The sequence below is a fragment of the Pontiella desulfatans genome (assembly GCF_900890425.1).
GTDB lineage: Bacteria > Verrucomicrobiota > Kiritimatiellia > Kiritimatiellales > Pontiellaceae > Pontiella > Pontiella desulfatans.
In genome coordinates this window covers 516,102-530,466 of record NZ_CAAHFG010000002.1, presented here as the reverse complement: position 1 = coordinate 530,466, position 14,365 = coordinate 516,102, and the positions used below count along the sequence as shown (strand labels likewise).

17 protein-coding genes are annotated in these 14,365 nt (G+C 51.3%); 9 read left to right on the top strand and 8 right to left on the bottom strand.

Annotated features, from left to right (window positions below; genetic code table 11):
- Positions 1-137 precede the first annotated feature (137 nt).
- From E9954_RS32625 to E9954_RS17900, 3 genes are all read right to left on the bottom strand, one after another.
- On the bottom strand, positions 138-293 hold the full coding sequence (locus tag E9954_RS32625) for a hypothetical protein (protein WP_168442375.1): 156 nt from the start codon (positions 291-293) through the stop codon (positions 138-140).
- The gene (locus E9954_RS17905) at positions 290-544 is read right to left on the bottom strand and encodes a hypothetical protein (RefSeq protein WP_136080663.1); all 255 of its coding nucleotides are present in this window, start codon (positions 542-544) and stop codon (positions 290-292) included. Before E9954_RS17905 ends, E9954_RS32625 begins: the two co-directional genes overlap by 4 nt.
- 394 nt (positions 545-938) lie before the next feature.
- A complete protein-coding gene (locus E9954_RS17900) occupies positions 939-1,274 on the bottom strand; it encodes a hypothetical protein (protein ID WP_136080662.1) in 336 nt (111 codons plus the stop codon).
- 174 nt (positions 1,275-1,448) lie between these two features.
- On the opposite strand from E9954_RS17900, the gene E9954_RS17895 reads away from it, so the two are divergent.
- Complete coding sequence (locus E9954_RS17895; protein WP_136080661.1) at positions 1,449-2,699, top strand: Cdc6/Cdc18 family protein; 1,251 nt, start codon at positions 1,449-1,451, stop codon at positions 2,697-2,699.
- The gene (locus E9954_RS17890; RefSeq protein WP_136080660.1) at positions 2,696-3,847 is read left to right on the top strand and encodes a hypothetical protein; all 1,152 of its coding nucleotides are present in this window, start codon (positions 2,696-2,698) and stop codon (positions 3,845-3,847) included. Before E9954_RS17895 ends, E9954_RS17890 begins: the two co-directional genes overlap by 4 nt.
- Here E9954_RS17890 and E9954_RS17885 read toward each other — a convergent pair.
- Positions 3,831-4,508 (bottom strand): hypothetical protein, encoded by a 678-nt coding sequence (locus E9954_RS17885; RefSeq protein ID WP_136080659.1) that lies wholly within the window; start codon positions 4,506-4,508, stop codon positions 3,831-3,833. The two genes, E9954_RS17890 and E9954_RS17885, sit on opposite strands and share 17 nt — an antisense overlap.
- A 75-nt stretch (positions 4,509-4,583) precedes the next feature.
- Between E9954_RS17885 and E9954_RS17880 the strand changes: the two genes are divergently transcribed.
- Entirely contained in the window at positions 4,584-5,858 is a 1,275-nt protein-coding gene (locus E9954_RS17880; protein ID WP_136080658.1) for a hypothetical protein, read from the top strand.
- Between the two features lie 22 nt (positions 5,859-5,880).
- Here E9954_RS17880 and E9954_RS32620 read toward each other — a convergent pair whose 3' ends face one another.
- From E9954_RS32620 to E9954_RS17870, 3 genes are all read right to left on the bottom strand, one after another.
- On the bottom strand, positions 5,881-6,054 hold the full coding sequence (locus E9954_RS32620; protein WP_168442374.1) for a hypothetical protein: 174 nt from the start codon (positions 6,052-6,054) through the stop codon (positions 5,881-5,883).
- Positions 6,055-6,176: 122 nt separating this feature from the next.
- Complete coding sequence (locus tag E9954_RS17875; RefSeq protein WP_136080657.1) at positions 6,177-6,377, bottom strand: hypothetical protein; 201 nt, start codon at positions 6,375-6,377, stop codon at positions 6,177-6,179.
- A 38-nt stretch (positions 6,378-6,415) separates the two neighbouring features.
- Complete coding sequence (locus E9954_RS17870) at positions 6,416-7,129, bottom strand: SprT-like domain-containing protein (RefSeq protein ID WP_136080656.1); 714 nt, start codon at positions 7,127-7,129, stop codon at positions 6,416-6,418.
- 147 nt (positions 7,130-7,276) lie between these two features.
- Between E9954_RS17870 and E9954_RS17865 the strand changes: the two genes are divergently transcribed.
- From E9954_RS17865 to E9954_RS17855, 5 genes are all read left to right on the top strand, one after another.
- On the top strand, positions 7,277-7,477 hold the full coding sequence (locus tag E9954_RS17865) for a hypothetical protein (RefSeq protein ID WP_136080655.1): 201 nt from the start codon (positions 7,277-7,279) through the stop codon (positions 7,475-7,477).
- A 177-nt stretch (positions 7,478-7,654) separates the two neighbouring features.
- Positions 7,655-7,813 carry a hypothetical protein gene (locus E9954_RS32615; protein WP_168442373.1) on the top strand — a complete coding sequence of 53 codons (159 nt, stop codon included), beginning with the start codon at positions 7,655-7,657 and terminating at the stop codon, positions 7,811-7,813.
- Positions 7,814-8,036: 223 nt separating this feature from the next.
- Positions 8,037-8,312, top strand: coding sequence for a hypothetical protein (locus tag E9954_RS32610; RefSeq protein ID WP_168442372.1), 276 nt, complete (start codon positions 8,037-8,039; stop codon positions 8,310-8,312).
- Between the two features lie 13 nt (positions 8,313-8,325).
- Entirely contained in the window at positions 8,326-9,849 is a 1,524-nt protein-coding gene (locus E9954_RS17860) for a ThiF family adenylyltransferase (protein ID WP_168442371.1), read from the top strand.
- A complete protein-coding gene (locus tag E9954_RS17855) occupies positions 9,824-11,203 on the top strand; it encodes an AAA family ATPase (RefSeq protein ID WP_136080653.1) in 1,380 nt (459 codons plus the stop codon). The genes E9954_RS17860 and E9954_RS17855 overlap by 26 nt, the downstream gene beginning before the upstream one ends.
- A gap of 56 nt (positions 11,204-11,259) precedes the next feature.
- Here the strand turns inward: E9954_RS17855 and E9954_RS32605 are convergent, their stop codons facing one another.
- Entirely contained in the window at positions 11,260-11,427 is a 168-nt protein-coding gene (locus tag E9954_RS32605) for a hypothetical protein (RefSeq protein WP_168442370.1), read from the bottom strand.
- An 897-nt stretch (positions 11,428-12,324) separates the two neighbouring features.
- Here E9954_RS32605 and E9954_RS17850 point away from each other — a divergent pair.
- Positions 12,325-14,364 (top strand): ATP-binding protein, encoded by a 2,040-nt coding sequence (locus E9954_RS17850; protein ID WP_136080652.1) that lies wholly within the window; start codon positions 12,325-12,327, stop codon positions 14,362-14,364.
- Position 14,365 lies beyond the last annotated feature (1 nt).

Below are 14,365 nucleotides of genomic sequence, written 5' to 3'. Positions count from 1 at the left end.
GGGGAATCGCTTAAAATGACGCTCGCGAAGAGCGAACGGCTTTTATGCGTTTAGGCGTGAAACCCGATATTTATTTGACCCGCCGCGCCCGGCCGGCCAATGCTTTTCATCGTTTTTTTAAGGGGCGCACAAAGCGCCTAAGCGGCGCCTCCGGCCAGCGCCTTGTAGTATTCCAGCTCCGCTTCATTCAGCGGCACGACGTCCCATGGATGTTTCGGATTTTGCAGCTCACTTGCCGCAACATCCAGCAGGTATTCCCGACCGTGGAGTTGGACATGAGGGAGTCCCCTCATTCTTCCGCCGCCTTGACATCGTCGTGTTTCGCGCATACCAGAAATTCGTATGCTTTCTGAGCCAGCAACCCAACCCGTGGAAGATCATTCACCCTCAGGTTGGTTGTGCTCTGCCATTCGCCGTCTTTGTTCTGATATCGACGTTCGATAGTCACCGCATTGATTTCGGTTCCATCCTTCAATTCATTCTTCCAGACAGACGCTGAGATTGCGCCTGCTCCAAATTTCTTAATCGGTTTGTTCTCACTCATTTTTCATTTACCTCGCAACCTGCATCTTTTGCGCAGATTGTCTACGGGCACCCAAGACAATCTCGCGATGATCGGCGAGAGTGAGTTTCCACTGGAGCATCAAGGATGCTTTTCTCATGGCCATTCATTCAAAACGACCCGCAACCATTAACCGCTAACTGATAACCACAGCGGCAGGGCGGCAGCCGACGCTGCTTTATAAGCGTCACCTCTCTACAGTACTTACTACTTACTTCTTTTAGATAGAGATAGGTATATATATAGGCCGCACCGGAAATTTACTCCCACTCTCGAAAAGAGCAGCCGGCAATCTGCTTCGCCGGTGACAATTCGCGGTAGACTTCTACAGCTTCATTGCCATCGACTTGCATCTCACCAGCATCTCTTCCCGATGTCATGTGGCGTTTCGGTTGAAGATGCGCTGGTAATCGCGCTCACAAAACACGCGTACATTCGCATCCTCTTCGATGCTGATTCGCACGGGGCAATATCTACCGTTCGCTTCCCAGATGGCCTGCGCAATCCGATCCGTAAACTCGATTTCGGTTTCCATTGCGCACGGTCCGCCGGTGGTCATCGCGACCATATTTGCGGTTCGTTTGGGTCGGGGCTCAAAGTGGATTTCATCCTCTTCAATATCCCATTCTGCGCACAACGCATCGCGCACATCTTCCAGGCGGGCTTCGTTCAGCCCCTCCGCCTCTATCTTCACTCCAAAGCATTCGCTCATTTTCTTCGCACCTCCGGCAGCCTGAACAGGCTCCAACGGAGCAAGCCTGTTCATTTTCCAGACATTGGAAAACTTGATTCCAACCCTTGGAAAAAACCGTGTCACCACCTCCCAGGGGTCGGAAAAGTTTAAATAGATCAGCTCACCTCCTTTCCTCTGGAAGGTGATTTTCAGATGCAAACCAAAATTCAATCCCACATCAGGGAACAACTGTATGAAGCGTTCAAAAACGCGATTGTTCAATCTCCACAATATCTCGATGACGAACAGCTCTCGCGGGAGGGACAGTTTGACGTCCTGACAGAAATATTTAATGCCAACGTCCGGAACCGAGAGATTGGTGAAATCACCCGCCACTTCGCCCCGGTCTTTCAGGGCGGGCATCCGGTTCATTTGTCGGTGCTGGGGAAAACCGGCACAGGCAAAACCATTACTCTGCTGTATCTGCTTCACGAAATTGCCCAGCTCTGCAAAGAGCAAAGCATTTCATTTCGGCAATATCACCTCGACTTGTGCTGCGCCGCTCCTTGCTTTCGTGCACTCAACAACCTCGGTTGTTTGATGGGCGCGAGCAAATACTACAAGAGAGGCATCAGCCTTGATGACCTGATGCGCTCCATCGAAACGAAGCTGAGAAAAGCAAAAGGATATATCGTCGTATTTATCGACGAGGCCGATAACGTCCGGACCGATCCGGATTCGTTCTACAAATTCTTGATCAAACGCCTTCCACAGAAAATTGAAGCGAAGCTGATCCTGCTGTTTTCGTCCAACCGTCTGAGCTGGACAGAAAACCTTGATCCGCGAATCAAAAGCTGCCTGAAAATGCGGGAACTGATCTTTGATCCCTATAACGCGAATGACCTTCAGCACATTCTCAACATCCGGGTCGAAAAGGCGTTGCGACCGGGCATGGTTGACGAAGGTGTCGTGCCAAAGATCGCGGCGTATGCATCGCGAACCCACGGCGACGCCCGGAAAGCCGTAGACCTTTTGACGCGCTCCGCGCAGCTCGCGGAAAAGAAGGGCGAGAAGATCACGCTAGACTGCGTGGACGAAGCCTACGGCGAGATTGAGAAGGACAAATACCTTGCCATGATCCGAACCTGTCCCAAGCAGTTGCAGGCGGCACTGTATGCCGCACTGACCGGCAAGGCGCGGGGCCGGGCACTGCACACCGGCGATGCCTACATCGTTTATGAAAACTTTTGCCACACAGCCGGCCTGCCGCCACTGACGCAGCGGGCGTTTACCGATCTGCTCAGCGAGCTCGATATGTATGGCTTCATCCGGGCGCGAACGGTTTCGCGCGGCCGGTATGGCCGAACCAAGGAGATCTATCTCTCCGCTCCTCCGGAAATCCTGCGGGCGATGAAGCGATCCATCCTCAACAGCTTTGACTTAGATGAGGTGATGCTTGCATGAGTGTTGACCCTTTTGCAGATGCGCTGGCTCCGTTTGCCAACTGGAACCTGGCTGCGACCTATGACAAATACTACGCTCTGTTTGACCTCATTATCTACTGCACTATATTTATTGCTTTGTGCCAGGCAATCTTTGGAACCCGGTTCCGGGGGCGACCGGGCAAGGCCCTGGCGACAGCACTGGGCATTTCTCTCGGAACAGCGTTAGCGATTTCCGAGGCTCAGTTTGGTTGGAACCTGCGAATGGCCGGAGGCCTCACAGCCATCATCATGTTGATCCTGTTCGGCCTGCTGCTCTTTCACCTCCTGCATCAGCTGGGTATGAAGTGGGATACCGCCGCGCTTTGCGCCTACCTCATCATTTACCTGCTCGCGGCAGGCATCCTGCCGCAGGTACTGCGGGATGCGCCGGCATTGGTGCTGATCGCGGCGATAGCGTTCCTAATCTGTGCCTGGAAGTTCTTCATGCGCCTTTGGCCGCATGCCAAGCCGGAGGATGGCAGCGACGCCGGGTTCGTCGCCCGACTCAACCAGAAACGTGAAAAGAGCGAACTCAAGCAGGTGAATAAGATTCAAGGCAGGGAAATCCCTGTTGCGCAGAAGCAAGACCGCAAGGTCACGAAGACGCTGCTGGGCATCAAAACAGAGTTGAATCACCCAATGCCGGATTATAAAGCTGTGTCACAAGCCACGGTGGAAATTTCACACCAGACCGACTATGTCATCCAAACGCTGGATCGAGTCCGGATCATGGATCGACGGCTCCGAAACTTTGACTGGTCAGAGCTTCAGCAACTGCGGGAATATTGCAAAGAGCTGGGTGATGAGGATCGGAAAAAACTCCAGCAACAGATCCTGCTCGAACGAAAGAAAATCCTCGAAGAACATGCGATTGAGCAGATGCTCAAAAGTGCCGAGACCCGGCATCAGGAACTGCGGCGGCAGATTGATGTGATTGCCACGCACGCGATGGCTAAACAAAAGGACCAATCGCTTGCTGCAACCGAAACTGCTCTGCGGATGGAGTCGCAACTGAAGCACGACCTCAAACAGATCAAAAAAGCCGAACAAAAGCTGAAAGCGTTGACGCAATATAAGTTGAAGGACGAAAAGAAAATCCAGCAGAAGGAGTTTAAGTTTCGTCGGTAATATCTTTGTGTCGACAAACGTTCCAACAAAAGAGAACCAAGCCCATAATAATGATGCCCGCTATAAGCAAAAAGATGCAGAGACCCAGATGGTCCTCGATACGATGTGCGACCCCGGCCCCGTCCTTTACAAGTTTATCAAGGAGGGGCGATGAAACCACTTCGTGCTGTTTATTACTCAACTTCACGTAAAAACCATTCAGCATCTGAATATCATCACCACGAACAACATAATCGTGGTAATTTTCCATCGGAACGACGGAATAATAATATCCATTTGGCAGGCGGTTCTTCAGCGTTTCCCGCTGAGTCAGCCAATCACACAGCTTACGTGCTTCATTTTTATAAACCATGGTGGCGGTGTCATTCGTCCCGCAGTCTTCACTTTCTTGGTAATACATGTATTCAAGCGAGTTCTGCTCATATTGCTCAACTTGCTCTATGGTAACTTTACACTCTGAAACCCAGGCAACTCGATCATACTGATTAGTATGTTTACGAAAGACCAATGAAACACCATCCCCCAAGTTAACTGTATATGTTTCACCAAAATCCACTTCGGGATAATAAATGTAAACCCGGGTTGTCGGGGGATTTTGAACCAAGTAAATGACCAGGCCCCAGCCAATCCCCAGCAGTACAGACATAATAACTTTTTTCATAACATACCTCCTTGCCTATACAGGATCGCGTCACAGTTTAAGTGTGACAGGGAATTTTCATATAGGAGGTTTTGTATGCGCGAATATATGGACAACTGGGATGAGGGATTAGAAGCCGAACTGGAAGAAGCCCGACTGGAGGCCGAAGAAAACGGCGAAGAATTCGATGAGGATGAGTGGCTCGAAGAGCATCGCTCATCTTTTGATGATGAATATGATTTCACCGAAAAGGATACCACTGATGCCGAAGACCCATGGGCAGAAGAAGATCATGAACAGCACACCCGGAAAGACAGCAGCGGAACCAACAGCAATCACGGCCTGCGGCAGGCCGAACAACACGCCGGCGATTTCTATGATTATGCTCATATGGAACCGGATGACGGTCACGGCATCAGCGTCCCGCAGTTAACCGCTTTTGAAACAGATGACGATGAAAAGGTGTTCAGAAAACCGGAATCTGCAGACGAACGTCACTTCCGGAAAATGGATCGCATTGCGCAGAAATATGAAAGGAACTCCGGCCCCGGCGGTGAGACTGAGTCTGATGACGACGAACGGACCTGTTTTGACGACTGGGTGGAATCCAGTCTGTTAAGCAGCCGGGAAGAAAAAGAAGACCGGGAGGAGCCGGAAGCGCATGAGCAGTTAACGGATTATGAAGATGACATCATTGCCAAGGCAGAAGACCGCATTCTGGAGTTTTTTGCCGACGGAAAAGAAGAAGAGCATTTCCGCAGACTGCGCGAAGACAGCCGCTATGTATCCAGCGCCGACCGCGAATACTACGACCTACACCGCGAATTGATAAATAAGCTGGAACTGTATGAAGATCGTACGGCGAACTCACCACATGATAATGACCTCTATCTTCCTCATGTTCTCGGAGCCATGGAAGCAATTGACGATGCCAACCATCTCTATGCACAGAACCGGGAACGAAAGGAGGAGTTGGAAGAAATGCACGAAGCAGGAGAACTTTCGGATATGCAATATCAGGATCAATCGATTGCTCTGGATTGCCGGCTCCAGCGCCGCCTGACCGGCAATGAATACAAAGCTATTAGCGGAGGGGTATCCATGTTTGATGATGTCGGCGGAATCATGGATCGCTGGAACAACCTGCTCGATGACGCACTCTCCGGCGACCCGGATACACTTCAGGACATGCGCGATTTTATCAGCCAGCTGCCACGCGAAGTCGCAGACCAACTGATTGATGAGGCCGTTGACGAAGGATTATTGGATCGTTCACAGGCCTGCCACATCATGACGATGGCCGCGCGACCAACAAACAGCTTGTCTGGCACTCCCAAACAAAAAAAACAGCGGATTTGTGAGCCGGGCTAAAAAGTTTTTCGGACTATAGAATTCAGCTCATATTGAGTCGTCGACGGATCTCGTCGATTTCCACCTGAACTTCACGGTGCATCCATGAGCCGGGTTTACACATCGCAAGCTCCTCTTTTTTGGAGTCGAGCAGGTTGCATAACCGTTCGCGCTCCAGAATCACCCGGTCATAAGAAAAAGATGGATTTTCAGCCAAAGCCGAACCCAACCCCATGTGAGACAATTCACAGTGATTCTCCTGAAGATTGAGTCCGGTGTACTGAAATTTTTTCCGCATCTTGAGATAAGGATATGGGCTGAACTATATAAATGTTTCGGTCAATTCCAGTGGCTTACCCGAAAACAAATCCGGGAAGCTGATGCCTTGGGCACAGCTGCATATAACCAACTGCGGATTTCGGCAATTTCTCCCAAAACATGGCGATGCATCCAGCTGCCGGGGAACCGCATCACCAACTCATCGTGTTTCTCATCCAGTAATTTACATAGCCTGTCCCGTTCAGAAACTTTTATGTTCATAGTACAGTCCTAAGTGCACAGGTATATAAAGATTGCGCTCAGGCGGCAGCCTGAGCTACGGCAAGATCTATTTCCTCGTCCGGCTCGGTCAGTTCATCCGGTCGCTCAAACGCACCATGACACACTTTGCAAACGGCCTCCAGCGCATACCCCCGCTCGGCCCAAACCTCCTGCCCGCAGATGCATTTCCACATCACTTTTCGAAGCGGCTTTCGGATCGGTTCTGCCTGCTGATCGGGAATCATTTTCTCAAACGCGGAAAATCCCAGCTGATCGAGTTTGGTTCGCAACCATCCGCTCACCTGTTTCGTCACCCCGGTACCGACCTGCGCTTCAAACCCCAGTGTTCCGGCAATATCCGCGAACTCCCGGTTGTGGTATCGATGTCGGTGACCCACGTTCCCGAACAGGTGCTGGTATACATGAATCATTTCATGCAGCAGCGTCACCCCCACATCGGACTCGCTCCGCCCAAAATGCCGCGAGTTCAGGTGAATCCTGTGCTTCGCGCCGATTCCGTCCCGGCCGACATGGTAGTATCCGTAACGCATGATCAGATCCGGCCCGATAGAAATCAGTGCCTTCGGCAATTTGCCCCTAAAAAAATCGTTGTTGAGTTGGTCGTACAAACGGTTCATCCGCGCCGCGATGCCAGAAAAACTCCAGCTTTTCGCACCCTGTTCATGCGCTCGGACCGCGTGAATCAGCGGCTCCGTCCTTGATCGCATATCTCTCTGTATTGCTTCTGTCATTTATTCACCTCGCAAACCCGTCTTCTCGCGGATTTGCACCATGCCCGCTCCGGGGCAAATCCAAACATCGGCCTTATGGGCTTTCTGCAGAACAACTGCTGAAAGTGTGACGCGCTCAGAGTCTATGCAATGCAAGGAGATCTGGAAATGAAAACAGCAAGAACAGACATAGAAATTCTGCGCCGGGAATGGACGCCGCGTTACGGAAGCGGAAAAACCCGCTTCAGCCGGGGAAAAGCAAGAGGCGAGTCATGGACGGCCCGCAGAGAGGCTGCCATCAAGGCAGGAAAATGGCCTTTGAGAAATTCAAAAGAGGCTCAGCACAAAGCTGTGACAGAAATTCATTAAAAAAAGAGGCCGAATGACACGTCCGCGCAACAGAAAACCGGAACCCAAAAAAGATTGTCCAGAACAGTTGATGCTGAATCTGACTCCCTTACCTCAAACAGAGCGCCCGACTCTCAGACATAAAACTGTGTCACGGCCAAACTCTATAGACACCAACCAAGATGAAAGGAAAGAGCCATGAGTTATTCGCAATACAACAACCCCTGTAATCCGTGTACGACAGGCATCGGGCTCCTTGACGATCAGCGTCGGCGCATTGAAGAAGATCTTCGCCTTGCTCAGGAGTTTGATCGCTATTATCGCGTTCGCGACGGCCACCGCCCGCACCTCAGATAAACATGTTCCACCTGAAGTATACATAAGGGCACACGGCGTGCCCATGAAACCCAAACCCGGAAAGGAGAGAACCAATGAAGACAAAAGCAACACGCAGCTGTATAGCTGCCGACCGGCTCCCCGCAGGCACTTTCTGCGGCGGGGATGAAATCCCCGCAGGGACATTTCATTAACCCTTAACCGCCCCTTCCATTTTGGAAGGGGCGAACTTAGGAGAACAACAATGGCTTATCGTTTGAAATACCGAACCAAAGACAGATCAACGGATTACTTTTTCAGTTTTGAACAAAAGGGCCGTGAGTGGCGTGCATATATTGAGTGGCAACCATCCTATAACAACCGAGCCACCGACGCCCATTCGACTCACCGCCGCTCAGACGGCAACCGAAAATATGTCTGCTGGAACCATCCGCTTAAGTCGCTTGAAGAAGCAAAAAAAGTCGCCGCACTGTGGGCTGACAACACCCAAAAATATATCCGAACTGGACAAAAATTTTAAGAAAGGAACCCCTATGAACGCTTATGAAAATAAAGATCCCCGTCTCATTCTGCGCATGACGCAGAAGGTACTCCAATCCATCTTTGCCAGCATCGGAATCCAAAAGGCAGAATCGGGCGGGATGCTCGGAGGAAAAGACGGCACAGTGACCCATTATCACTTCGACAAAAGCAGCAGCACATCAGCCGTGACCTATTCTCCGGATCACATGGCCTTGAATACCCTTCTTAAGGAGGAATGGAATCCTGCCGGAATCCGTCTGGTCGGTTTTGCACACAGTCATCCCGGAAAAGGATGTATGCCGTCTGCTGGAGACCGGTTCTATGCGGAAAAAATTCTGAACGCCATTGACGATCTGGACCATCTGTGGCTTCCGATCATCAACACCGTAGCCGATACTAGAGAATTTATTCTTACTCCATGGTTCGCCTGCAAAACCGAGGAAGGTGTTGTTATAAGACGCGGGCAGGTTGAAATTATTTCCTCGGAAAAGAAAACCGGACCGCTTGAAACGTTGCAGCCCGATGTGCCGCTCGATCGCATTACGCTCGGTAAAAAGGAGCCCGTTGAGACAAAAACCTTTGATCGGGTCAAAGATGCCTATGATCTGAGTCGAATGTACAACACCCGGATCATCGCGGCCGGCGCCGGCGGTGCTGCCGAGTGGCTCGAACAGCTTGCACGAGCCGGAATCAGCCAGTTTGTACTGATTGACCCTGACTTTGTTTCAGAAACCAATCTGGCAACCCAACAAGTGTATCGCAAAGATATCGGACGGCCCAAGGTGGACTGTATTGCTGAACGCATTCGCGATATCAACCCTCAAGCGTATGTCATCCCCCTCCAAAAAAAACTGGAAGATCTGGAAGCCGATCAAATTGAAAAACTGATTGCAGGAAACAGCCAAACGATACTCTGCGGCCTGACCGACAACTTTTTTGCACAGGCTCGCATCAATGAGATTGCGCTGAACTACGGCATTCCCAGCCTCTGCGCTCAGGTCTACAAGGAAGGACGCGGGGCGGAGATTACATTCACCTATCCCGGCGTCACCCCGGCCTGTCACCGCTGTATTCTGAGTTCCCGCTACCGGTATTTTCTCGAAGAACACAATGAGAACGATGTGACATCGCACGGAACACCGATCTTTGCCACCGCACAACTCAATGCCGTTAAAGGCTTCCTTGCGCTGGCGATGATTCATCATGGATCAGATCACCCCCGCTGGGGCAATACGCTGAAACAGATTGGTAACCGCAACCTGATCCAGTTGCGGCTGGATCCGGATTTTTCAGATACCATGGGGCTGAAGGTTTTTGACCGCGTTTTTGAAGGTGCCGACAAAACACGCCTGTTTTTCGGCGAGCCGGTGTGGCTTCCGCAGCAGCAGGAATGTCTCGAAACCGGGTATCCATCCTGTCCGGACTGCGGCGGTACCGGCGACCTCCGTAACGCCATCGGCACATTGAGTGATCGCAACAAAACAACCATCAACACCGAAGGAAAAAACAATGAGACGGTTTCTGAATCAGAATAATGCGGCTTTTTCGGATCTGGAGCAGAGAGCTCAAAATGCCTGTATTCGGTTTCAACATGTGGAATTGCCTTCGGGCTGCACCCCGGCACAGGCCGACCTCGGATTTGAAGTCGATTCCAACACAGGCAGTGCAAAGCTTCTGGTGTCGCGCGGAGTGCAATATCAAGGCGCAGACGCATCAATCGCCGGATGGTTCTCTGCGGGCATGATTGAGCTTCCTTCGTTTGCGGAGATGGTCTCCTGGCTGCAGGGTCCGATCGCTGCGGCATTCGATCAGACCGATGAAAGCCCTGCCCCTTCTGAACTAACGCCCCGGGAAGCTTCATCAGGAGCAATTACCGACATGGCTTCCGTCGAAGCAGGAATTCCCGATCCGAACAAACCGCTTTATCTTGATGAGAATGCGTTGGCCGCGAAGCTGAAAGCCAGTGTACTCGGTCAGGATGATGCCATTGATGCTCTTTCAGCCATTATGGTTCGGCATCTGGCACGCAAAGAACCGTCGCGTCCGGCTGTCGCATTTGCTGTGGGACCGACCGGGATCGGCAAAACACGCTCGGCAGAAGTGCTCGCCAAAAGACTGCGGGAGTTTGACGATCAGTGCACAGGATATCAGTACCTGCGCCTGGATATGTCGGAGTATCAGGAGGCGCACCGTGTCAGCCAGCTGCTCGGGGCTCCACAGGGATATCTTGGCCATGGCGATGGCAGTCAGCTGATCGATGCACTGCGAGCCAACCCACGCACGATTGTGCTGTTTGATGAGATCGAAAAAGCTCATCCCGCCATTCTCCGGACTCTGATGAACGCTATGGATGCAGGACGCATCTCGTCGGCATCCGGTGCCAAGGGTAGTCATGAGATTGATTGCCGATATGCCGTTTTTATGTTCACCAGCAATCTGGATGCAAAAGCGATTCTCGATGAGCTCGACAGCCGCAACGCGTTTGGAAACCGTTCTGTCGAGGACGAAGTGTGCCGACGCCGGCTCAACGCCGCAGGTCTGGCCCCGGAAATTATCGGCCGTATCAGCCGTTTCCTGGTTTACAGACCGCTTGAACCCAAAACCCGTGCAGAAATCATCACACTCGCCATTGCTGAAGTTGCGAAGGAATACGGCATTGATGTGGGCTACGTGAAACCGAATGTAATCATTGAGATTATGAAACAGGTTCGCTCAACCGGCTTTGGTATTCGTCCTGAAAAATATCTGATTGACGATCTGCTTGGCCCGGCACTGGCGGAAGCGGCAAAGAGCGGGATGAAAGAGCCGGCCTGTATCAGCGGGCCTCCGTATCAATGCCGGCAGCAGGCTGTGGAAGAGGATGATCAGAAGCCGTCAGGTGAGTCGTGACCGTTTAACCGCAAACGCAAAAAAGCCCCCGAAACCGGGGGCTGAAGAAGATGCGGCTAATACATCCGGGATCCATATCTCAACGGCGGAGCCATCTGAATCTGCTCCCGAATGGTCGGCTGCATAAACTGCCGCTGCTCAAAAACGGGCGGCAAATGCATCTGCTGGTGGTGATGGTTGATCTGCTGATGGATGGTCGGGTTCATGATGGCCTGCTGGTTCATTTTTGTTCTCCGTTATGGTTTTTCAACAACCGGGACACACATCCCGTGCATAGAACCTGACGCTGTCACACTTTTTACCGAAAAACATATAAAGACCCGGAGCTTTTCTGCCTATGGAGGTGATCTTTATGCCAAGAGGCAGACCGCACAAATGCCCGTATTGCGGGTCAACAAAAAGCATTTCAAAAGGAATCCGGAGAAACAGAGGCACCGATTCAAAAATCCGCCAGTGCAAAAGCTGTAGCCGGCGCTGGAGCAAACCGATGCCCGGTTAAACAGCAGAATGACCAGGCCTGAACCCATAATGTGTGACGCCTCCTGTTTGTTCAGGAGGTGTTTTTATGGAATGGGCAACGTTTTTTCGCTGGCTGGCAGACATCATTGATCGCAGAGAGGAATCGGACGAGCCGGAGCTTCCGTTTGAGTTGCCCGAGCTTCCGCCGGGGGCAACCGGCATCATTGACGAAATCAACCATGCCGAAGTGATCGGACAGCCGGCAACCCGGTTCAGTCGCGGCGTACAGGTGTATACCGACTCAACCGGTCGAAAGTTCAGGCGTACGTTTAAAAACAATGTGCATGTTTCCGGATGCGGCCATAACGTGAGTAAAACCGAAGATATTGCGTTTACCTCTTACATCTCAGGAAAGCCCGTCTGCAAGACCTGCGAACGGGAATACCGACGCATGCGCAATGACACCCGAAATGAAGACTGCGTGTGCCGACATCTCGTCGCACCGTTCGAATTAAAGCACGTCGATGGAAAAGGGTTTGTCTGCAAAAAGTGCAAAAAGAAAATGGATCGCCGCAAGCCACTGAAAGCTATCGGGTGTTTGCTGGGCCTTTTTCTAAAACCCCTGATCATTGAAGAACCTTCACAAAAAAGCGAGGAACCGCATGAAACGTTCATCTCCCTCCCCGAACGGGGATTACCGCCACCTGTTCCATACGATTCGCCGACATGGACTCGATACCGTACCCCGCATCAAACTCCTCATGAAATGGGTCGAGGAAGATCCCCGGGATCAAACCGTTATCCGTGACCTACGGGAAACTCTGCTTGAAGAAATCAAACTGCAGCGGCTTGATCCGGATCCGTTCCGCAAAACCGCACCCCGCGATGAGGTATATCTGGGCGGTGCAATCCGGCTGGGCGTAATGCCTCATCACGGATTCATGTATGGAATCGATATTATAAGTCTGATTCGGCATCTGCTGGTGATGGGACAGACCGGCGGCGGCAAGACAACGGTGATTAAAAATCTGCTGCTGCAGATCCTTCAGGTGGCCGATGCTCCCCGGATTATGATTCTGGAACGCAAGCAGGAGTTTACAGAGTTGCTCGCGAAGTATCCTGAATTCAACGTGCTGGATGTAAATCATCTCTCGTTTAATCCTCTGCTTCCTCCTGAAGGAATTAAAACCGAGGTCTGGATCGGAGTTTTTACTGAATGCATGATTAATTACCTGGATATCCTGGAAGCCAGTTCGGGCTTCTTGATGGATCACGCGCTGAGGTTGATTGATATCCGAAAGAAGGAGGGAACATACCCGAACCTCAACGACCTGCTCTCCTTTATTAAGGCTACCAAATACTCACCCATGTCAAAAAACGGCCAGCAGCAGCAAACCGTCATCAACCGCCTGACCAATCTGCTTCACAGTCTGCCTGGCATGTTTAACACCTCCCGGCACATTGGAATCAGTGAACTGCTCAACGATCACTGCCTGATTCTTCTCCACGATGTGCCTCATATCGGAATCCAGAACTTTTTAATCAGCCTGCTTATGGCCCAGATGTTTCTACACCGGAAAGTTACTGCCGGACTGCAAGGTGGACTCAAAAATCTGATTGTAATTGATGAGGCATCATCGTTGTTTCGAAGACAGGATGAGCTAAAAGGTCATCCTTCATTTATTTCTGATGTCGTACGCACAGCGCGCGGATACGGGATTGGCCTGATTGCCGCCAGTCAGCTGTCCACCGATTTAAGCCACAGCCTGTTAGCCAATACCAACACCCGCATGATGGTGGGCGGATTCGGCCGCTCACGCGATACGGATGAATTTCTCCGACTTCGCAGCTGCACCCCCGATCTGCGTGACTACGTAATCCGTCATCCAGTCATTGGAAAGGCATTTATTGCCGACAACCGATGGCCGCATATTGTGGAATGTAATATGGACAACCCGGCTCTATCGCCCAGGCTGACTCCGGATGAGTTAAATCAGAGAATTCAGGATTCTTTCTTCCGGATGGCAACATTCGCACCACCCGTACCTGCGGAAGGTCCCAAACAACCTGTTTCACCGAAGCCAACACCGGAACCCGAAACGGTTTCGCTTGAAATTCGCACGCTCAACAGCATGTATGAACACCATTTTGTTAAACTCTCAGAACGCGCTAAACAGCTAAAAGTCCCATCATCGACACTGAAAAAGAAAATTGATGAGCTTCAATCAAACGGTCTGATTCTGATTCATAAAGTTCATGGTCGGTCCGGAGCACCGCGCGACTTGTATGAGTTAACCGAGAGCGGCTGTCGCATGATCAGCCTGCCTCCCAAAAAGATGAAAGGCAAAGGGAGCTATCTGCACTGCTTTTATCAGAAATGCACAGCCAACTGGTTCAAAAGTAAAGGGTATCACGTCGATATTGAGGGCACTGCTTTGGGTAAAAATATCGATCTGATTGCCCGCAAACAGCCTTCCGGAGAATGCGTCGCAGTTGAGATCGAACTCAACAGCTCCGCCAACCCTTCGCATGTGGTTGAAAACCTCAAAAAAGCTGCCAACACCGACTTTATCGACCGGATTCTCTGCCTGGTTCCGAAAGAACCGGAGCGCCGGGTCGTGGAAAAACTTGTGACAAAAGCCGGGTTACGGAAGAGAAAGCCGATTGAGATCGAAAGACTCTGGAAATACATGGAGAGCTGAC